Genomic DNA, 18,917 nt, shown 5'->3' with positions numbered 1-18,917 from the left:
CGTGTTCAGCGACCGGCGAAGAACGCGCGAGCCACGCGGTTGAACTCTTCCGGATCTTCGTACTGCGGCCAGTGGGCGGCGTCGGCCTCCATCACGTACAGCGTCGAGTTCGGAATGCGGGAATGGGCAGCGCGCGCGCATTCCAGATCATGGATCGGGTTGTCGCGCGTCCACAGCAGCAGGGTCTCCGCCTTGATCGCTTCGAGCGGCACCAGGAATTCGTCGTGGCGCGGCAGCATGCGGTTGACCATCGGTGTCACTTCACGACCTTCCGGCATCAGGTAGTAGCGCAGGCGCAAGTTGACCAGTTCGTCGGTGACCAGACGCGCGTGGTTGTTCGGATGGATCAGCCATTCGATGCGGTGCTTGACCATCTCGAAGGTCGGCGCAAGGCCGGCCGCCTTCTTCGAGCGCTCCATCAGGTCGAGCATGTCGGCGCGGCCTTTCTCCGAAACGATCGGAATGCCGGCGCCGGTGTTCAGCATCAGCTTCAGCACCCGCTGCGGATACTTCACCGCGAAAAAGCCGGACACCCAGCCGCCCAGCGATTCGCCGGACAGATGGGCGCAATCGACACCCATCGCGTCCATCAATTCGCGAACCTGCTCGGCGAGCACCGGCGGCGTGTACTCCATGACCATGCGGTTCGACAGCGCGTGGCCCACGTAGTCGAACGCGATGCAGCGGAACTCGTCGGACAGCGCGACCAGGTTCTTGCAGTACGCCTCCAGATGACCGCCGATGCCGTGCTGGAACAGGATCACGGGCGCACCCTTGGGGCCCGCTTCGGCGACGCGGATGCGGCCGTAGGTCGGCGTATCGACATAACGGATTTCCGCCCCCACAAAATCATTCCACAGGCTCATTTTTTTGCTCCGGATGCGGTTGGGTTCTTGTCGCCAGTCTTGTTGGTGAGGTTCTGCAAATGGCCGACGATGATCAGCTTCCATTCGTCGAGCAGGCTGCGGAACAGAGCGTCGTCCTGCTGCCACAGCGCGCGCACGGCGAAGCCGCGGATCACGCTGATGGTCAGCCACAGCACTTTTTCGGCCTTGTCCACCGGCACGCCCTTGGCGACCAGCAGCGCCAGCCAGGCGTCCTCGACGCCGAGGCGATTGGTCTTCGCATGCTCGTAGATGCGATCGCGCATCGCGCGGCTCTTGCTGCCGGCGAGCACCAGATCGAGCACCACGGTGAAATCGGCACCGAGGAAGAATTCGAGTCCGTCCTCGATGATCGCTGCGATCGGATCGTCGACTGCCTCGGCCGTGCTGGCGCGGCGCTGGCCACGGGCCAGGCTGGTCTGCAGCAGATGTTCGGCAGTGGCGACGACCAGGCTGTCCTTGCTCGGGAAATGGTGCTGCAGCGCGCCTCTGGATACCTTGGCGACCCGTGCCACTTCATCGGTGCGCAAGCCCGCATAACCCTTGCGGCGCAGCACGATCGCCGAGGCTTCGACCAGCCGCATGCGCATTTCGTCCGAGCGTTCGGTCTGGGTACGACGACGTACTGCAGGTGCTCGCACCGCCTTCTCGGCCGGCGCAGCAGTCGCACGCGGCTTGCGCAGCTTCAGCATCTTTTCAGTAATCGACATGGAGCACACCGTCGATCACTCTGACCGGGAAGGTGCGCAGCGGCTCGCTGCACGGCGAGTTCAGGGCTTCGCCGGTGACGATCGAGAACTCGCAGTAGTGCCAGGTGCACGTCACCCGATCACCATCGACTGTGCCTTCGTCGTTCAGCGAAGCGTTCTCGTGCGTGCAGGTGTCCTGCGTCGCGTAGAAGCCGCCGTTGATATGGAACAGCGCGATGCGCGTGCCATCGGGCAGGAAGGCGCTCTTCATCTCGCCGTCGAGCAGTTCGGATTCCGTAATGGTGGCCAGGGTGTTGGTCATGAGTTCAGAACGTGATGAAAGAAGTGCACAGCATCAGAGCATCGTCGTGCCGCCGTTGACGCTGATCACCTGACCGGTGACGAACGCCGCTTCGCGGCTGGCCAGATAGGCGACCATCGACGCGACTTCGTCCATCGTGCCGGGCCGGCCCATCGGCACCACATCGATGACCTTGCGCACCAGTTCGGGATCGCGCTTGGCGACTTCATCGAGCTGCGGAGTCTGCACGACGCAGGGCGCCACGGTGTTCACGGTGATGCCTTCGCGCGCGTACTCACGCGCCAGGCCGGTGGTCATGCCGTGCATGCCGCCCTTGGCCGCGTTGTAGGCGGCGTGGTCGAACAGACCGTTGCGCACCGAATCGGCACCGAGGTTGACGATGCGGCCAAAGCCTTGCACCCGCATCAGCGGCAATGCATACCAGCAGCACCAGATGCAGGTCCACAGATTGCGGTCGATGGTGGCGCGCAAGGTGTCCGGCGTGTGATCGAGGAACGGCCGCAGGATGCCGCCGCCGGCGTTGTTGACCAGGATGTCGAGACGGCCGAAGTGGGTTTTCGCTGCGCCGATAGTTCGTTCCGCCACTTCCTGCAAGGACAGGTCACCGGCAACGCCGACAACCTTCACCCCGAATTCGCTCGCCAGCTTGGCAACCGCCGCATCGACCTGCGCCTGGTCGAGATCACCGATGACCAGGCTCGCGCCTTCGCTGGCAAAGCGCTCCGCGCAGGCATAGCCGATGCCGCGACCGGCGCCGGTGACAACGGCAACCTGGCCTTCGAAGCGACCGCTCACGCTTCGATTCCCTGTTCGATCTGGCCGATCTTGCCGAAGGCCGGCGTCGGCACACTGCCCCAGGTATCGAGCGTCTTCGGTGCGGGTTCCAGCAGCCGCGCTTCGCGAGCGCCGTCTTCCGGGAAGCATTCCATGCCGAAGCTGTATTCGACGGTCATGCCGTCCGGATCGAGGAAGTACAGGAAGATGCTTTCCGACGGCTGATGCCGCCCCGGGCCGAAGACGATCTCGACGTTGGCCGCCTTCATGCGGTTCATCGCGCGGCCGATGTCGTCGATATCGCTGACCATGAAATTGACGTGATTCAGGTGATGATCCGGCCCGGTCAGCACCGCCAGCGAGTGATGCAGCGGATTCGGCCAGGCGCGCAGGAACGCGGCGAAGCCCGGCACGAAATCCGACACCTTGAAGCCGAGCTGGTCGCGGAACGCGCCGAGCATGGTGTCGAAGCTGCTGGTGTTGATCACCACATGACCCAGCCGCTCGATCCTGGTCAGGCGCGCTTCGAACGGCGTGGCCATGTGCATCATCTGCACGAAGTATTCGATGCACAGGCCGCTGTCCGGCAGCCGAAAGCGGAGTGCAGCGACCGTGCGCAGATCCTTCAGCTCATCGGCCGAAACGTCCTCGATCGCATAGCCCTGCTCGGTCAGATAAGTCCGTGCCTTGGCGAGATCGGCAGACGACTCCAGTTCGAAGCCGATCCGCTTCAAGCCAGGCGCTGCCGCCGGATAGAGCAGCACCGCGTGGTGATCGCGCGCGCAACGCAGCGCCACCCGTTGTTCGGTGGCATCACTGACATCGAGGCCGACCAGATCGCGATAGAACGTGGTGCTGCGCGCCAGATCGGTGACGTTCAGCGCGACGTAGCCGAGGCGGCGGTAGCGGAAGGGGATGGTCATCGAGCGCGCCTCAGACGTGGTCAGGAACCGTCGCGAGCGACGGCAGGTAGGTGCAGCCCGGAGCGCAGAAAGCGGAGCGTGCGTGACAGCACGTGAGCATTTCGAGCACCGGACGGTGCCGAGCTGCCGAGCGCAGTAGGTTCATGGCCATGTCTCAGAGAATGATGCTGATGCGACCATTGGGCTTCAGGCCGTCCATGTCGAGAATGCAGCGCTTTTCGCGGATCAGCAGGCGGCCTTCCTCGACCACCAGCCGATAGCGATAGCTGCCGATGTAGGTTTCGGTCAGGCCCATCTTGGTGCGATAGGTCAGCACCGCGGCGCCGACATCGAGTTCGCTGTCCGACCGGCCGCGAATGCGCACGTTGCTGACCAGATGGCGCGTCTTCGAGCGTGGAAACTCGGCATGCGCGGTGCGCTTCAGCAGACGCTCGACTCTCTGTTCCAGGCGGAAGCGATCATCGGCGACATAGAACAGCGTGCCGTCCGGCGAGGCGTTCGCCGGCACGTCGGTGGCTGGCACGTTGTAGGTGGCATCCGTCGTGAACAGGGTCAGCCATTCCTTCAGACGCCATTCGTCGAGGATCTCCGCTTCGAGGAACATGAAGTCCTCGACCTGCTCGCGCGTGACGTTGGCGAGAGTCAGCTGGCTCATGCCTGGTCTCCCTGGTTCGGCACCACGCTCGGGGCTGCGGCACGGGCCTTGGTGCATTCCTGCCAGCGAGTCCAGAAGGCACGCATCTGCAGTTCGTCGTCGTAGTTGACCTTCTCTTTCTTCATGCCTTTGGAGATATCGCTCCACGGCGCTTCGAGCATCGACTCGAAACCGCGCTGGCACTGCTCCAGCGCCTCCACATCATCCGGCGTGGCGAAGCCGCCCGGGCCGAGGAACTCGAGGAAATTCGAGAGCCGATACTTGCGCGCCCAGGTGCTTTCCTCGTTCGGCGCCAGCGCCCAGCCGAATACCTGCATCGCGTCCGGCGCCGTCGGGTAATAGGTGCGCACGGTGATCGCCATGATGTCGTTGATGACCAGATTCGGGAAAATGAACATGTTGCGGTTGGAGAACGCGATGCGATCCGCGCGCTCCTTGCCGAAGCGTTCGACGAGGCGGGCATGGACTTTCTCCAACTCGACCTTGCCTTCATCGCCCCACAATGGAATCCACTGTGCGACTGGACGGCCCCAGGGCGCGCGGTACTCGATCACCGCATGGCCATTGCCGAGGTCGTAACCGGTTCCTTCGAACGGCACCGGGCTCATCGAGCCCTGCGAGTTCTTCAGGTAATCGACATAGGTCGCATGGGTGTTGATCGCGTGGTAGCCGTCAATGGAGTTCTCGGTCAGCAGTTTCCAGTTGGCGCGGATCTGATACTCCTGCGTGCCGCCGACCAGGGTCATCATCGTTTCCGACTGATCGGCAACGATGTCGATCCACTCCTTGGCACCGGCCAGGTAGTCCGGCAAGGACTGCACTTCGCGATCGAAGCAGATGAACCAGAAGCCGCGATAGGAATCGATGCGCGGCACCGACACCAGATTGGCCTGGCCATCGGCGTTGAAGTCATCCGGATAGCACTCGCTGCCCGGCTGGCTCTTCAGCTTGCCATCCGATCCGAACACCCAGCCGTGATAGAAGCACTGGAACGATTTGGCGTTGCCCTTGCGCTCGCGACAGACCTGCGCGCCGCGATGCGGACAGGCATTGAAGAACGCATTGATCTTGCCCGTCGCGTCCTTGGTGAACAGCACGCTCCGCTTGGCGATGATGCGGGTGACGAAGTCGCCGTTCTTGACCAGCTCCGACTCGTGGCCGACATAGAGCCAGCACTTGTTGAAGATGGTGTCGTACTCCGCCTTGAGGATCTCGGGATCGACGAAGCTGCGCCGCGCAACCTTGAAACGGTGCTTTTCCTTGTCGCTCCAGACCACCGGCAGCTCGGACAAGGGGATCGGTCTAGTGTTGGGGGGGGCGGGTGCGTTCATGGCAGGTTCCAGTTCAGACCTTGGCTAGTACACAGCTCGACATCAGACGCGTCTTGCATCGAGCAATTCGGGAAAATCGGCTTCCAGATATTCATGTTCGCCGCGCTCGCCGGCCGCACGACGCGCCGCTTCGGTGGCGCGCAATTCATTGCGGCGCACCTTGCCGGAGACCGTCTTCGGCAAGTCACAGAATTCGATGATGCGCACCTTCTGGTACGGCGCCAGACGGCTGCGCGCAAACAGCAGGATCGTCTTCGCGGTATCGGCGCTCGGTACATGGCCCGGCGCCAGGATCACGCAGGCCTTCGGCACGCAGAGGCGCTTCGGGTCCGGGCTTTCGAACACGGCAGCTTCAGCGACGGCCGGATGTTCAAGCAGCGCGCTTTCCAGCTCGAACGGCGAGATGCGGTAGTCCGAACTCTTGAACACGTCATCGGTGCGACCGACGTACCAGTAGTAACCATCGGCGTCGATGGACGCGACATCGGCGGTGCCGTAGTGCGAACCGCCAAGCGCCTTCTGGGTCTTTGCGACATCACCCGCGTAGCCAGCCATGATCGCCGTAGGACGCGGCGACAGGCGCACCGAGATCTCGCCCTCGCCCGCCTTGTTGCCATCGAGATCGAGCAGGTCGATCGCATAGCCCGGCAGCGGCCTGCCCATCGAGCCGTAACGCACCGGCTGACCCGGCGGATTGCCGAGCATCGCTGTCGATTCGGTCTGGCCAAAGCCTTCGCGGATGGTGATGCCCCAGGCGCTCTTCACCTGCTCGATCACTTCCGGATTCAGCGGCTCGCCGGCGCTGGTCAGCTCGCGCAGCTTCACCGGGTAAGCCTTCAGGTCTTCGATGATCAGCGAGCGCCAGGCAGTCGGCGGCGCACATAAGCTGGTGACGCCGCAACGCACCAGCGTGTTCAGCGTCTTCGCAGTATCGAAGCGGCCCTGGTTGTAGATGAAGATCGTCGCACCGACCTGCCAGGGCGCGAACAAACAGCTCCAGGCGTGCTTGGCCCAACCCGGCGAGCTGATGTTCATGTGCACATCGCCGGGCTTCAGGCCCAGCCAATACATGGTGCTCAGATGGCCGACCGGATAGCTGGTCTGCGTGTGCAGCACCATCTTCGGCTTCGAGGTGGTGCCCGACGTGAAATACAGGACACAGGCGTCATTGCCCTTGGTAACGCTATCGGGCTGGTAGTTCGTCGACGCCTTGCTGACATCGACATACGAAGTCCAACCGGGAGCTTCGCCACCGACGACGATCTTCAGTCGCCCTTCGGCAATACCTTCGAACTTCGCAAGGCTCGCTGGATCGCAGATCACCGCGCGCATGTCGCCGCGCTCGATGCGGTCCTGCAGATCGGCCGCCGACAGGATCTGCGTCGCCGGGGCCAGCACCGCGCCAAGCTTGATCGCCGCGAGCATGATCTCCCACAGCTCGACCCGGTTCGGCAGCATCACCAGCAGCCGATCACCGCGCTGCACGCCAAGGCTGCGCAGCCAGTTAGCGCTGCGATCTGAAGCGACGCGCAGTTCGTCGAAACTGCGCCGCAGTTCGGCGCCGCTTTCGTCGACGATCCACAGCGCGCAGGCTTGGTTTCCAAGCGCCAGTTCATCGAAGTGATCGAGCGCCCAATTGAACTCAGGCAGCACCGGCCAGGCGAACTCGGCCATCGCCGTCGCATAGTCGTCGCGATGGCGCAGCAGCAGATCGCGGGCGGCGCGGAAGGTGGCAGTCGGCGTGGTCACGGATAGGCTCAGGCGGCGCTCAACCCACGTTCACGCGCCATATTGATGGCGGTGTCTTCGATCATGTCTTCCTGGCCGCCGACCATCTTCAGTCTTCCCAGTTCGATGAGAATTTCGCGGGCCGGCACGCCGTACTTGGCCTCGGCTCTTCGGGCAAACAGCAGGAAGCTCGAATAGACGCCGGCGTAGCCCAGAGTCAGCGAGTTGCGGTCGATGCGCACCGGGAAGTCGAGGATCGGGGTGACCAGGTCTTCGGCGACGTCGGTGACCTTGAACAGGTCGACCCCGGTCTCGATGCCCATCCGGTTGGCCACCGCAATGAACACTTCCAGTGGCGTGTTGCCGGCACCGGCGCCCATGCCGCCGCAGGCGCAGTCGATGCGTCTTGCTCCGGCTTCGATCGCGGCGAGGCTGTTGGAGATGCCCATGGCCATGTTGTGGTGGCCGTGGAAGCCGAGTTCGGTGTCGGCGTTGAGATGCTGGCGCAGGTGGCCGACTCGGGCGCTGACGTCGTCCGGGAGCATGTAACCCGCGGAGTCGGTGACGTAGATGCATTGGGCGCCGTAGCTTTCCATCAATCTGGCTTGCTTGAGCAGGGCTTCCGGCTCGGACATGTGCGCCATCATCAGGAAGCCGACGGTGTCGAGGCCGAGCTTTCTGCCGGCGATGATGTGCTGTTCGCTGACATCGGCTTCGGTGCAGTGGGTGGCGACTCGGACGGTGTGGATACCGCAGTCGGCAGCGACCTTGAGGTCGTCCACCGTGCCGATGCCCGGAATCAGCAGGGCCGAGACCTTGGCCTGCTTGAGGAGCGGGATCACGGCGCGGAGATAGTCTTCGTCGCTGGCGGCGGCGAAGCCGTAGTTGACGGATCCGCCGCCGAGGCCATCGCCATGGGTGACTTCGATCAGCGGGACACCGGCGACATCGAGGTCGGTGGCGATCTTCTGCATCTGTTCGATGCTGATCTGGTGGCGTTTCGGGTGCATGCCGTCGCGCAGCGACATGTCATGCGTTCTGACTTTGATGCCTTTGAGATTCATGGATCGTGCTTCCTTCAGGCCGCCACGGGCGTGATGCGCCCGGCGAGGATTTCTTCGGCGAACATTTCGGCGGTGCGGGCGGCCGCGGCGGTCATGATGTCGAGGTTGCCGGCGTACTTCGGCAGGTAGTCACCGAGCCCTTCCACCTGCAGGAAGGTGGTGACCCGGTTGCCGTCGAATACCGGGCCGTTCATGACCCGGTAGCCGGGCACGTACTTCTGGACTTCGGCGAGCATGTCGCGCACCGAGGCTTCGATCTCTTTCTGCTTCGGTGCGTCCACCGTCAGGCAGTGGACGGTGTCGCGCATGATCAACGGTGGTTCGGCCGGGTTGACGATGATGATCGCCTTGCCGCGTTCGGCACCGCCGACTGATTTCACGGCAGCGGCCGTGGTGCGGGTGAATTCGTCGATGTTCTTGCGGGTGCCGGGGCCAATCGATTTCGAGGCCACCGTCGCGACGATCTCGGCGTACGACACCTTCTGCACGCGGGATACGGCGTAGACCATCGGAATCGTCGCCTGGCCGCCGCAGGTGACCATGTTGACGTTCATCTGCCGGCTGCCGGCATGAGCCTTCAGGTTGATCGGCGGGATGCAGAACGGGCCGATTGCCGCCGGCGTCAGGTCGATCATCATCACGCCGAGCGCGGTCAGCGCATCGGAGTGCTGCTTGTGGACGTAGGCGCTGGTGGCGTCGAAGGCGATCTGGATGTTGTCGCTGGCCACGAACGGCAGCAGGCCATCCACACCGTCGGCCGTGGTCTTCAGGCCGTATTCCCGCGCCCGCGCCAGGCCTTCCGATTCCGGATCGACGCCGACCATCCACACCGGCTCCAGCACGCTCGAACGCTTCAGCTTGTACAGCAGGTCCGTCCCAATGTTCCCAGGGCCGATGATCGCGCAGCGGATCTTTTTCACGCGGCTGTTCTTCCGTATCGTCAAAATTCGTGAGGCACCGTACTATGCTTCGGACGCGCTTTCAACATTCCGGCTGAACTGATTGTAAGTTGCGATCACAAGCACCCGTCCCGAAAGGAAATGAAGGTTATGACCGCTGTGCCACAAACGAATTTTCCAGCTCCGATCGCCAGCGCCGCGCAACAGGCCGAGCTGCGCGTCGCCGCCCGCGCGCTATCGCGCGGCGGCCTCGTGCACGCTTATGGCCATTGCAGCCTGCGGCTCGATGCTGAGCATTTCCTGGTCTGCGCCGCGAAGCCGATGGGCAGCATCCTGACTAGCGATGCCGGCACCGTCGTGCCGGTCAGCGGCCCGTTGCCGGACGGCGTGCTTGGCGAGGTGCGCATCCATCAGCAGGTCTACGCCCGGCGGCCGGAGATTGCTGCGGTGTGCCGGATCATGCCGCCGCAGATCGGCCTGCTCGCGCTGCTGAAGCGGACGCCGCGTGCGCGGCACGGCTTCGGCGCCTACTTCGCGCGTCCGGATGGCCAGGGCCCGGTGCTCTGGGATGACCCCCGCCTGCTGCGTGATGACGCAGCCGCCGCCCGTCTGGCCGACACGCTGGGCCAGGGCAATGCGCTGGTGATGCGTGCCAACGGCGCGGTGGTGGTCGGCAAGACCATCGTCGAAGCGGTGGCGCTGTCCTGGTTCCTGGAGGAAGCTGCACGAGTCGAGACCGGCCTGATGCAGATGGGCCAGGATGGCGACCACACCCTGCTGACAGCAGACGAAACCATTGCCCGGCAGGTAGTGGCCGGAAGAGTCTACGAGCGGATGTGGGAACACCTGAGTTTTGGCGATGCGGAGGCCGTACCGCTAACCTGAGCATGCCCCAGCGAAAGCATGGGGCATTCGTGACCAGCAGCAGCCAGCATCAACCTTTCATCACAACTAAGGCCCGACATCGAGTCCGGGCCGCGCTAAGGGAGAAGCAAGCCATGCCATTGATCCAGATTGCGTTCTATTTCTTCGCAGCCATTGCCGCCGGCGGTATCGGTATGGCGGCCATGATTGCCTTCGGTATCCGCATTCCAGGTTTCCTGGGGCCCGCTCACGGCCTCGGTGGACTCGCGGCGCTGGCCACCCTGTTCACTTCGAACCTCAAGGGCGGCGACGCCACGCCGACGCTCGCCTGGTGGGCGTTGGTGGTGTTCCTCGGCGGCTTCATCGGCGGCATGCTGCTGTTCCGCGTGCTGTTCAAGGGCAGAACGCCGCTGGCCATGGTCGCGGTGCACGGCAGCGCCGGTGCACTGGGCCTGTATCTGCTCTACAACGCGGCGTTCTAACCACAGGCTGCGAGCAGCATCAAGGCTTGCCAAGCACCTTGATGTTGCTGCCGCAGCTGCTGGTCCGCGGGCAGGAAGCCTTGTCGTAATGGAAGTTCTCGTCGAGACACAGATCGACGGATTTCAGCCAGGCGCGATTGCACTGCAGCACCACGGTTTCGGCGGTGAGGCCGGGGTTGTCCTGCGCCAGCGTGGCAACGATCTCGGCTGCCGTGGTGCTGACATCCCTGCCGCCGGGCACCAGGTTCTCAGGCCAGCTCATGCGGCGATCGACGAACTCCGACCACGAGGCGTAATCGACTTCCGATAGTCCCGAGCAGCGGCCATACAAGCGCCAGGATGTGCGCGTCTCGACCTTGTTCTTGGTGAAGCGAGCCATCTGCGCCAGCATCTCCGGCGACATCAGCAACGAGCCATTCGGGCATTCGTCGACGTCCTTGTCGTTGACGACGTGGACCAGATCGCGCAGCACGAAACCCTGGCGCGGCACGCCGCACTGCACTTCCTTGCTGCCGCGGTTCTTGTCGCAATATTCCGGGCTCCAGAAGAAGCGGGCGAGCCAGCCCGCGCGCGGCGGCGGCTTTTCGATGACCACGGTTTCGGGAACGCCCGCTGGCGGGGTCGCTGGCGTTTCAGGCGTCACGGCGGTTTCAGGAGCCGGCACTGCGTCAGGCGTGGCAACAGCATCAGCACCAGGAATCGGCTCCACAGCCGCGGCTTCCGGTGCCGCAGCCGGGCCGTCAATCGCCGGGTTGGCCGCCGGGTCAGCGACAGATTCGGCAGCCTGCTCGGTCGCAGGATCGGCAACAGGGCGGATGAAACCGCAGGCCGACAGGGCGAGCGTCAGCACAGTGGCAGCAATGGGGCGCAGCAGCAGTCGAGACTTCATCAAGCTTCCTGTCGTATGGCGTCGTATCAAATCCCGCGGAGAATCGGCCAGGGGCGAACCCCAAGTCAATCGAATCAACGCTGAAATGCACGCTCGGCAAAGTGATTCAGCTGTGAACCGTTGTAGTATTGAACCATACGGTTGGCCATGATTCAGACGGGAGTTCAGGTGGCGGGAAATCGCTCACCGGATCATCAGGCGCTGCCGATTCAATTGGGAAAACCTGCGATGAGGACGCGCAACACCAAGGCCCCGCCAGCGGAGGCCTCGAAGGCTTCGGAAGCCTCGACGACGCCCCTGTCCCCAGCCGAGCCGCCGATGTCTTCTACCCCGCTGCCCGGCGAAGAATCTGGCGATGCCAGCTTGCTTCATCCTCCAAGCGAAGAACTTTCGCGGCAATGGATCAAGCTGGGCTTCCTGATCCACGACGTGTCGCGTCTGCGCCGTTCGGCTTACGACCAGTTGATGAAGCCGCTGAAGATCACCCGCGCTCGCTGGTGGGTGCTGGCACATCTGTCGCGCCACGACGGCATGATGCAGTCGCAACTCGCCGATGTGCTGGAAGTGGGCAAGGCCAGCCTCGGCACCGTCGTCGATCAGTTGGAGAACAGCGGATGGGTCGAACGCCGCGCCGATCCGCTGGACAAGCGCGTCAAGCGCGTCTACCTGACCCGCGCTGCGCAGCCGCTGATCAAGACCATGACCATCGAGGAAGATCGTTTCAACCAGCGCGCGCTCGGCGCACTCAGCCTGGACGATCACCAGACGCTGTCCCGGCTGCTGGGCCAGATCAAGCATTCGCTGTCGCGGATGGGCCTAGATAACGGCAACCAGTCCCTGGACGAGGACTGAGTGTTAACCGCCCGTCGTCGACGACGGCAAAAGCCGCAAAAACGCGTTGCGCTTCTTCGTATGCCTGCATACCATCTGCTCCGCTCCCCTTGCACTATCCCGTCGCGCGGAGCCTTGCGGAGAGCGTCATGGGTTTTCTGAAATCGCTGTTTGCTGCGAAGGAAGCGAAGTTTGTGGAAGTGGCGCCGTTTGGTGCGCGCTACGAAGTGCCGAGCGGGGAAACCATGCTCGAGGCTGCGCTCAAGAACGGCGTGCCGTTTCCGCACAATTGCACGGTGGGCACCTGCGGCTCCTGCAAGTGCAAGCTCAAGTCCGGTCGTGTTTCAGCGCTGACCGACTTCGGCTACACGCTGTCGCAGCAGGAGATCGCTGCCGGTTTCATCCTGGCCTGCCAGGCGATTCCGAAGGATGCACTGACCCAGGTGGAAGTCGAGAGTCAGGCGCTGGATGCGCCACCGGTGGAGTCGTTCACCGGCAAGATCTCGGCGACCGAGACGCTGACCCACGACATCGTCAAGATCACCATCGCGCTCGATCGGCCGATCAAGTTCGTGGCCGGGCAGTACGCGAATCTGAAGGTGCCGGGCATTCAGCGGGCCCGCAATTATTCTTTTGCCGATGCGCCGGATCGCGATGGCCGCCGTCAGGTGTCGTTCTTCATCCGCAAGGTGCCGAACGGGGCGTTCACCGAGGCGCTGTTCAAGGGTGAGTTCAAGGAGGTGACGATGGATGTGGAAGGCCCGCACGGCAATTTCCATCTTCATCCGGGCACCGCACCGATGGTCTGCATCGCCGGTGGTTCGGGATTGGCTCCGTTGCTATCGGTGCTCGAAGCCGGCCGCAAGGATCGCGTCCAGCGGCCTTGTGCCTTCCTGTTCGGCGCGCGGACGCAAGCCGATCTTTATGGGCTGGAGCAGATCCAGCAGATCGCCCAGAACTGGAATGGCAAGTTCGTGTTCCTGCCAGTGCTGTCGCATGAGCCGGCGGACAGTTCCTGGACGGGTGCTCGCGGCCTGGTCACGCAGTTCATCACCGATGCCCTGCCCGATATCGACTGGTCCACCGCCGAAGGCTATATGTGCGGCCCCCCCGGCATGATCGACGCCGGCATGTCCTCCATGACCGAAGCCGGCATGAAGCTCGATGCCATCTTCTACGACAAGTTCACTGACGAAAGTCATTCCGCAAAAATGCCGTAGTGCAATTCGGCAACAAAAAAAGGCCCGGCTGAATCAGCCGGGCCTTTTTCGTTGCAGCGAGTGAATCGGTCAATCAGGCCAAAGGCGCGGTATGCAGGTAGAAGCCGGCAATCGCGCCGGTGACCACCAGTACCCAGGCTTCGAGCAGCAGCCGCCAGGGCAAAGGCGCATGGCGCAGTTCCATGAAGTGCAGCAGCACCAGCCGCACCTTGATCGCCGCGATCAGGATGATCGAGAGCGTCGCTACACTGGCGGTGAACTGATCCTTCGACAAGCCCCAGGTGGTCACGCAGGTCGCGGCCATCAGGAACAGCCAGACCAGGGTCGCGGGTTTCGTCAGCAGCGCCATGACCTATCTCAGCAAATACAGCAGCGGGAACAGGAAGATCCACAGCAGATCGACCATGTGCCAGTAGGTGGCGCCGGATTCGAGCACCTTCAGGTTGCGGCTGTCGAACTCGCCCTTGCGTGCCTTCAGCCAGAACACCGTCAGCATCACGCAACCGCCGATCACGTGCAGCAAGTGAATGCCGGTCAGCGAGAAATAGAACATGTAGAAGTCATTGCTCATCGGCGTGATGCCGGCCGCTAGCTTGCCGCCGTACTCGATCGCCTTCGAGATCCCGAAGGCGATGCCACAGAGCATCGCCGCCAGCAGCAGCTTCGGAATCGCGCTGATCCGGTCACGCTTCGCGGCATCGACGGCCAGCACCACGAACCAGGAACTGGTCAGCAGGATCAGTGTGTTGATGCCACCGAAGTCCGGATTCAGCGTGTGGCGCGCGGTTTCGAACAACGCGCCCTGCTTGATCCGCTCCTGCATGAACGACACGAACAGCACGCCGAAGAAGCACATGTCGGCAAGCACGAACACCCAGACGCCTTCCACTCCGGGAAGGCGTCGGGTCACTGCAACGGGAGAAGTCGACATGCAGCGAGAATGCCTCAGCGGGCGCCGATCAGCGAGCCCGTCTGCTCACGTACCGCACTCGGGCTGGCGGCGCCGTCCTCGATCTCGATGCGATTCACGGCCTTGATGATGAACACCGACATCGACACGATCCAGATGTACCAGGTGGGGAACGCGATCCAGAAGTTGAACATGCCGTGGAACGCGAACGGACCGGTCTTGAAGAACGGGATCAGGCTCACCGGGAAGAACGAGGCCACGGTGACGAAGCCCCACCAGCAGACCCAGGCCGGCACCAGCGGCTTCTCACGCTTGTCGCGCAGGAACACGATGGCGGCGGCGATGATCTGCCAGCTGGTCACCATGTAGGCGAGATCGACGATCATCCAGGCGAGGTAGTACATCGTCTGGACCATTTCCGGCGACAGCACGTCGATCTGCAACGCGATGGTCAGCCAGATGCCGCAGGCGATGACGATCGGGCAATAGGTGATCGTTGCACCGGTCATCTCGATGTTGGCGAGCATGCCTTCGCCGCCTTCGATGCGGCGCATGACGCGAGACACCGCCGCGCCGAACGTCATGTAGCAGGAGCCGACTACCATGCACACCGACATGCCGATCATGATCGGCGTCTGCAGATCCTTGTAGTGCTGCCACATGTCCTGGGCGCTGGTGTTCGCCGCCATCGGCGGGAAATTGCTAGCCAGCAGGCCCCACATGCAGAAAAAGCCGATGAAGAAGACCGGGCCGGTCCAGGCCATCAGCTTCCACATGCTGTAATCAGTGGGATTCGGTTGTGTCGGATTCATCGTGTTTGCTCCTCGTTCGAATGCGGCGCCGGGCGTCGGTCGGGTTTCTGACCCGAGGTGGAGTTTCGGCAGCGGCGCGGTCGCGGTCTATCAGAATCGTCCTTGCTGCCATGTCAGAATCGGCTACGCACGGTTCGAGCAGAGAAGCCATGACGACGCCGACCAGACCGCACGCCGCAGAAGCCTTCCGCAGCGCCTTCGGCGTGGCGCCGGGTGTCGCTGCCGAAGCGGGCAACGGATCGGCCATCGGCATCTACGACTGGCGCACGCCGGACATGGACGGCTTCGAACTACCGGAGACCGACGAACTGGTGGTTGCCCTGCATCTCGGCGGCTCGCGCCGGGTCCGAGCGGTGACCGAGCGGGGTCTGAGCCGCGCCTGCTCCATTCCCGGCCTGGTGACGATCCTGCCGCCCGGCCGCAGCGCCGCCTTCAACACCGGCGGCAGCATCGACGTCATGACCCTGCACGTGCCGCTGCAGAACGGTCTGGCCGGCAATGGCGCCCTGCCCTCGCTGGGCAGCCACACGATGCCGCGCTTCGCGTTCCGCGACGCCTATGTCACCGCCAGCATGGAAGCGCTGTTGCGTGCGGCGCGCGCGCCCCAGCCGCCATCGCCGAACTACATCGCCAAACTCGCCGATGCCCTGCTCTGCCACCTCGCCGAACAGGCGCAGACGCTGCCGGCGGCGGGCCACGTCGCCGATGCCGCCGCGACGGCCGGCCAGCGCATCGGCACGACACCGCTGGCAGATCTGCTCGCTTACGTCGAAGCCAATCTGAGCCGGGCATTGCCGATCGACGAACTGGCAAGGCGAGCCGGCGTCAGCCGCGCCGGGTTCACACGCAGCTTCCGCGGCGCGACCGGCATGAGCACCCATCAATATCTGACTCAGAGACGAGTAGCAGCGGCGATGCACTTGCTACAGAACACCGAGTTCGATCTGGTCCGCATCGCCCAGGAGACCGGCTTCTCGAGCCAGTCGCACTTCACCGACACCTTCCACGCACTGACAGGCTCGACGCCGCGCCGCTTCCGCGAGCAGCGTTGACCTCGTCGGCCCTCAGAGCCCGAGCGCTTTCTTCAGCCGCCCGGTCACCAGCGGGCTGGACGCCAGCGCCACCAGCGACGCCTGCTCCGCCGCCAGCTGCTCGTGCAGGCCTTGCGACATCGTCTGGCGGATCAACCTTCGCGTTTCACCGGCCGCGCGACCGGAAGCAATCAGCGGCTTGATCCGTTCGAGCACGGTGTCGATGAACGCGGCATCTTCGCCGTCGATCACTTCGTTGAAAATACCGAGCTGGGTCGCCGCCTCCGGCGTGATCGCATCGCCGCGGATCAGGATTTCCAGCGCCTTGCGGGCGCCGACGATGCGCGGCAGGAACTGCGTGGTGCCGGTGTCCGGCGACAGGCCGAGCTTCGAGAAGCCGGGACGCAAGGTCGCGGAAGGCTTGGCGTAAGCGAAATCGCAGGCGCAGATGAAACCCAGGCCAGCACCGGTCGCCGGCCCGTTGACCGCCGCGATCAGCAGCGGCCCGGCGTTGACCAGAGCTTCCAGCGCGCCGTGGATGCGCGTGGCCAGACGATCGAGCAAGCGCGCGAGCTCGCCGTCGTCACCGCTGCCGAGCGCGGCCTTGAACACGCCGACATCGCCACCCGAGCAGAACACCCGGCCGGCACCGGTCAGCAGCACTGCTTCAACGCGCGGAGAAGCTTTGACGCGTGCCACCGCGGCTTCGATCGCCAGCGCCATCGAATCGTCGATGGCATTGGTCGCATCCGGACGGTTCAGGGTCAGCAGGGCGACCCGGCCGTCGAGACGTTCTTCGATCAGCACCAGATTGCTGGTTTCATCGCTCATGTCTCGCAGAATTCCTTGAGTGTTCTTCTAGTTATCGGGGCCGCAGCGATCACATCCGGAACACGCCGTAGCGTGCTTCCTCGATCGGCGCGTTCAGCGCGGCAGACAGCGCCATCGCCAACGCATGGCGGGTATCGGCCGGATCGAGAATGCCGTCGTCCCAGATTTCCGACGTCGACCAGTACGCGCTGGACTTGCGCTTGTACTCGTCGAGCACCGGCTCGCGGATCGCCGCGATGTCTTCCGGCGCAAGCTTCTGCGCCGTGCGCGCCAGCTGGCGGATCTTGATATCGACCAGCACATTGGCGGCCTGCTCGGCACCCATCACCGCAGTCTGGCTCTGCGGCCAGGAGAACAGGAAGCGCGAATCGAAGGCGCGGCCGCTCATGCCGTAATTACCGGCGCCGAACGAGCCGTGACACATCACGGTCAGCTTCGGCACCGTGGCGTTGGACATCGCCATGATCATCTTGGCGCCGTCCTTGGTGATGCCGCGCTGCTCGTACTCGCGGCCGACCATGAAGCCGGTGATGTTCTGCAGGAACAGCAGCGGTGTGCGATCGCGGTTGCACAACTCGATGAAGTGCGCGCCCTTCAGCGCGCTGTCGTTGAACAGCACACCGTTGTTGGCGAGGATGCCGATCCGGTAGCCCCAGAGATGCGCATAACCGCAGATCAGTGTCTTGCCGTAGGCCGGCTGGTATTCATGGAAGCGCGAGCCATCGACGATGCGGGCAATGATTTCGCGCATGTCGAAACCCTGCTTGATGTCGCGCGGCAGCACGCCGTACAGCTCTTCGGGATCGTGCAGCGGCGGCTCGGGCGTCTGCCACTGCACCTTGGTCTTCTCCGCTTTCGCGAAGTTGCCGACGATGTCGCGGGCGATGGCGATCGCTTCCTCCTCGCTGGCGGCCGGGTAGTCGGCCGTGCCGGACACCGAGGTATGCATGTCGGCACCGCCAAGCGCGTCGACGGTGACTTCCTCACCGGTCGCGGCTTTCACCAGCGGCGGACCGGCAAGGAAGATCGCGCCCGTACCGCGGACGATCACGCTGTAGTCCGACAGCGCCGGCACATAGGCGCCGCCGGCCGTGCAATGGCCGAGCACCACAGCGACCTGCGGCACGCCCATCTTCGATAACGCGCACTGGTTGCGGAAGATCCGGCCGGCCGCGTATTTGTCGGCAAAGAAATCCGCCTGCAAGGGCAGGAAGCCGCCGGCGGAATCGCAGAGATGGACGACCGGCAGGCGGTTCTCGATGGCGATGTCGAGTGCGCGTACGGTCTTCTTGATCGTCAGCGGATACCAGGCGCCGCCCTTGACGCTGGCATCGCCGGCATTGATGACCACTTCACGGCCGGCAACGATGCCGATGCCGATCACGCAGCCGGCGCCCGGCACGCTGCCGTCGTAGGCCTCGCCCGCCGCGAGCGTTGAAAGCTCCAGGAACGGTGTGCCCGGATCGAGCAGCAGCGCGATGCGCTCGCGAACCAGCAGCTTCTTCTGCGCGCGCAGGCGATCGATATCGCGCTGCGGCCGCTCATGACGCGCGGCCTGCTGGCGCGCCTTCAGGTCATCGGCAATTGCCCGGTTGTGGGCGACGTTTGCGCGGAACTCGGCCGAGCCGGTGTTGAGCTGTGATTCGATGCGCTTCATGCGGTGACCGGCTCCAGGCTCAGCAGCAGGGCATCGCGATCGAAGCTCTGGCCGGCAGCAAAGTTCACGGCTGCGACGACGCCATCTCGTGGCGCAACCAGCGTCGTTTCCATCTTCATGC

At 63.7% G+C, this 18,917-nt stretch carries 22 protein-coding genes; 5 read left to right on the top strand and 17 right to left on the bottom strand.

Annotated features, from left to right (window positions below; genetic code table 11):
* Positions 1 to 5: 5 nt before the first annotated feature.
* The 10 genes from G513_RS0100865 to G513_RS0100820 form a co-directional block, all read right to left on the bottom strand.
* Positions 6 to 866, bottom strand: coding sequence for an alpha/beta fold hydrolase (locus tag G513_RS0100865; RefSeq protein WP_022974933.1), 861 nt, complete (start codon positions 864 to 866; stop codon positions 6 to 8).
* Positions 863 to 1,594, bottom strand: a complete 732-nt coding sequence (locus G513_RS20635; protein WP_022974932.1) for a TetR/AcrR family transcriptional regulator — start codon at positions 1,592 to 1,594, stop codon at positions 863 to 865. Before G513_RS20635 ends, G513_RS0100865 begins: the two co-directional genes overlap by 4 nt.
* On the bottom strand, positions 1,581 to 1,895 hold the full coding sequence (locus G513_RS0100855) for a Rieske (2Fe-2S) protein (protein ID WP_022974931.1): 315 nt from the start codon (positions 1,893 to 1,895) through the stop codon (positions 1,581 to 1,583). Before G513_RS0100855 ends, G513_RS20635 begins: the two co-directional genes overlap by 14 nt.
* Positions 1,896 to 1,928: 33 nt before the next feature.
* The gene (locus tag G513_RS0100850) at positions 1,929 to 2,690 is read right to left on the bottom strand and encodes an SDR family NAD(P)-dependent oxidoreductase (protein WP_022974930.1); all 762 of its coding nucleotides are present in this window, start codon (positions 2,688 to 2,690) and stop codon (positions 1,929 to 1,931) included.
* Positions 2,687 to 3,592, bottom strand: coding sequence for a VOC family protein (locus G513_RS0100845; RefSeq protein ID WP_022974929.1), 906 nt, complete (start codon positions 3,590 to 3,592; stop codon positions 2,687 to 2,689). Before G513_RS0100845 ends, G513_RS0100850 begins: the two co-directional genes overlap by 4 nt.
* Before the next feature lie 154 nt (positions 3,593 to 3,746).
* Entirely contained in the window at positions 3,747 to 4,247 is a 501-nt protein-coding gene (locus G513_RS0100840; RefSeq protein ID WP_022974928.1) for an aromatic-ring-hydroxylating dioxygenase subunit beta, read from the bottom strand.
* Complete coding sequence (locus tag G513_RS20630) at positions 4,244 to 5,578, bottom strand: aromatic ring-hydroxylating dioxygenase subunit alpha (protein ID WP_051144303.1); 1,335 nt, start codon at positions 5,576 to 5,578, stop codon at positions 4,244 to 4,246. Before G513_RS20630 ends, G513_RS0100840 begins: the two co-directional genes overlap by 4 nt.
* Before the next feature lie 42 nt (positions 5,579 to 5,620).
* Positions 5,621 to 7,327, bottom strand: coding sequence for an AMP-binding protein (locus G513_RS0100830; RefSeq protein WP_022974926.1), 1,707 nt, complete (start codon positions 7,325 to 7,327; stop codon positions 5,621 to 5,623).
* Positions 7,328 to 7,335: 8 nt separating this feature from the next.
* Entirely contained in the window at positions 7,336 to 8,370 is a 1,035-nt protein-coding gene (gene dmpG / locus G513_RS0100825; RefSeq protein WP_022974925.1) for a 4-hydroxy-2-oxovalerate aldolase, read from the bottom strand.
* A 14-nt stretch (positions 8,371 to 8,384) separates the two neighbouring features.
* Positions 8,385 to 9,290, bottom strand: a complete 906-nt coding sequence (locus tag G513_RS0100820) for an acetaldehyde dehydrogenase (acetylating) (RefSeq protein ID WP_022974924.1) — start codon at positions 9,288 to 9,290, stop codon at positions 8,385 to 8,387.
* Positions 9,291 to 9,419: 129 nt separating this feature from the next.
* On the opposite strand from G513_RS0100820, the gene G513_RS0100815 reads away from it, so the two are divergent.
* Together G513_RS0100815 and G513_RS0100810 are read left to right on the top strand one after the other, a co-directional pair.
* Positions 9,420 to 10,154: a class II aldolase/adducin family protein gene (locus G513_RS0100815; protein ID WP_022974923.1), complete on the top strand. Its 735-nt coding sequence runs from the start codon at positions 9,420 to 9,422 to the stop codon at positions 10,152 to 10,154.
* A gap of 113 nt (positions 10,155 to 10,267) precedes the next feature.
* Positions 10,268 to 10,615, top strand: a complete 348-nt coding sequence (locus G513_RS0100810) for a hypothetical protein (protein ID WP_022974922.1) — start codon at positions 10,268 to 10,270, stop codon at positions 10,613 to 10,615.
* A gap of 19 nt (positions 10,616 to 10,634) precedes the next feature.
* Here the strand turns inward: G513_RS0100810 and G513_RS0100805 are convergent, their stop codons facing one another.
* Positions 10,635 to 11,504: a ribonuclease T2 family protein gene (locus G513_RS0100805; protein ID WP_022974921.1), complete on the bottom strand. Its 870-nt coding sequence runs from the start codon at positions 11,502 to 11,504 to the stop codon at positions 10,635 to 10,637.
* A 318-nt stretch (positions 11,505 to 11,822) separates the two neighbouring features.
* Between G513_RS0100805 and G513_RS0100800 the strand changes: the two genes are divergently transcribed.
* On the top strand, positions 11,823 to 12,356 hold the full coding sequence (locus tag G513_RS0100800; protein ID WP_211219588.1) for a MarR family winged helix-turn-helix transcriptional regulator: 534 nt from the start codon (positions 11,823 to 11,825) through the stop codon (positions 12,354 to 12,356).
* Between the two features lie 128 nt (positions 12,357 to 12,484).
* Positions 12,485 to 13,555 (top strand): 2Fe-2S iron-sulfur cluster-binding protein, encoded by a 1,071-nt coding sequence (locus G513_RS0100795; protein ID WP_022974919.1) that lies wholly within the window; start codon positions 12,485 to 12,487, stop codon positions 13,553 to 13,555.
* Between the two features lie 73 nt (positions 13,556 to 13,628).
* Here G513_RS0100795 and G513_RS0100790 read toward each other — a convergent pair whose 3' ends face one another.
* Genes G513_RS0100790 through G513_RS0100780 form a run of 3 tightly spaced genes read right to left on the bottom strand, consistent with a single transcriptional unit; the run spans position 13,629 to position 15,277 of the window.
* Positions 13,629 to 13,904, bottom strand: a complete 276-nt coding sequence (locus tag G513_RS0100790; protein WP_022974918.1) for a cytochrome C oxidase subunit IV family protein — start codon at positions 13,902 to 13,904, stop codon at positions 13,629 to 13,631.
* Between the two features lie 3 nt (positions 13,905 to 13,907).
* On the bottom strand, positions 13,908 to 14,465 hold the full coding sequence (locus G513_RS0100785; RefSeq protein ID WP_022974917.1) for a cytochrome c oxidase subunit 3 family protein: 558 nt from the start codon (positions 14,463 to 14,465) through the stop codon (positions 13,908 to 13,910).
* A gap of 35 nt (positions 14,466 to 14,500) precedes the next feature.
* Positions 14,501 to 15,277 carry a hypothetical protein gene (locus tag G513_RS0100780; protein WP_156891328.1) on the bottom strand — a complete coding sequence of 259 codons (777 nt, stop codon included), beginning with the start codon at positions 15,275 to 15,277 and terminating at the stop codon, positions 14,501 to 14,503.
* Positions 15,278 to 15,426: 149 nt separating this feature from the next.
* On the opposite strand from G513_RS0100780, the gene G513_RS24515 reads away from it, so the two are divergent.
* Positions 15,427 to 16,329: a helix-turn-helix domain-containing protein gene (locus G513_RS24515; RefSeq protein ID WP_022974915.1), complete on the top strand. Its 903-nt coding sequence runs from the start codon at positions 15,427 to 15,429 to the stop codon at positions 16,327 to 16,329.
* A 12-nt stretch (positions 16,330 to 16,341) separates the two neighbouring features.
* Here the strand turns inward: G513_RS24515 and G513_RS20620 are convergent, their stop codons facing one another.
* Genes G513_RS20620 through G513_RS26160 form a run of 3 tightly spaced genes read right to left on the bottom strand, consistent with a single transcriptional unit; the run spans position 16,342 to position 18,909 of the window.
* Positions 16,342 to 17,139: an enoyl-CoA hydratase/isomerase family protein gene (locus G513_RS20620; protein WP_022974914.1), complete on the bottom strand. Its 798-nt coding sequence runs from the start codon at positions 17,137 to 17,139 to the stop codon at positions 16,342 to 16,344.
* 49 nt (positions 17,140 to 17,188) lie between these two features.
* Positions 17,189 to 18,796 carry an acyl-CoA carboxylase subunit beta gene (locus G513_RS0100765; RefSeq protein ID WP_022974913.1) on the bottom strand — a complete coding sequence of 536 codons (1,608 nt, stop codon included), beginning with the start codon at positions 18,794 to 18,796 and terminating at the stop codon, positions 17,189 to 17,191.
* Positions 18,793 to 18,909 (bottom strand): hypothetical protein, encoded by a 117-nt coding sequence (locus G513_RS26160; RefSeq protein WP_245563072.1) that lies wholly within the window; start codon positions 18,907 to 18,909, stop codon positions 18,793 to 18,795. Before G513_RS26160 ends, G513_RS0100765 begins: the two co-directional genes overlap by 4 nt.
* Positions 18,910 to 18,917 lie beyond the last annotated feature (8 nt).

The sequence above is a fragment of the Nevskia ramosa DSM 11499 genome, from assembly GCF_000420645.1.
Lineage (GTDB): Bacteria > Pseudomonadota > Gammaproteobacteria > Nevskiales > Nevskiaceae > Nevskia > Nevskia ramosa.
This window is presented reverse-complemented; position numbering and strand designations above follow the sequence as displayed.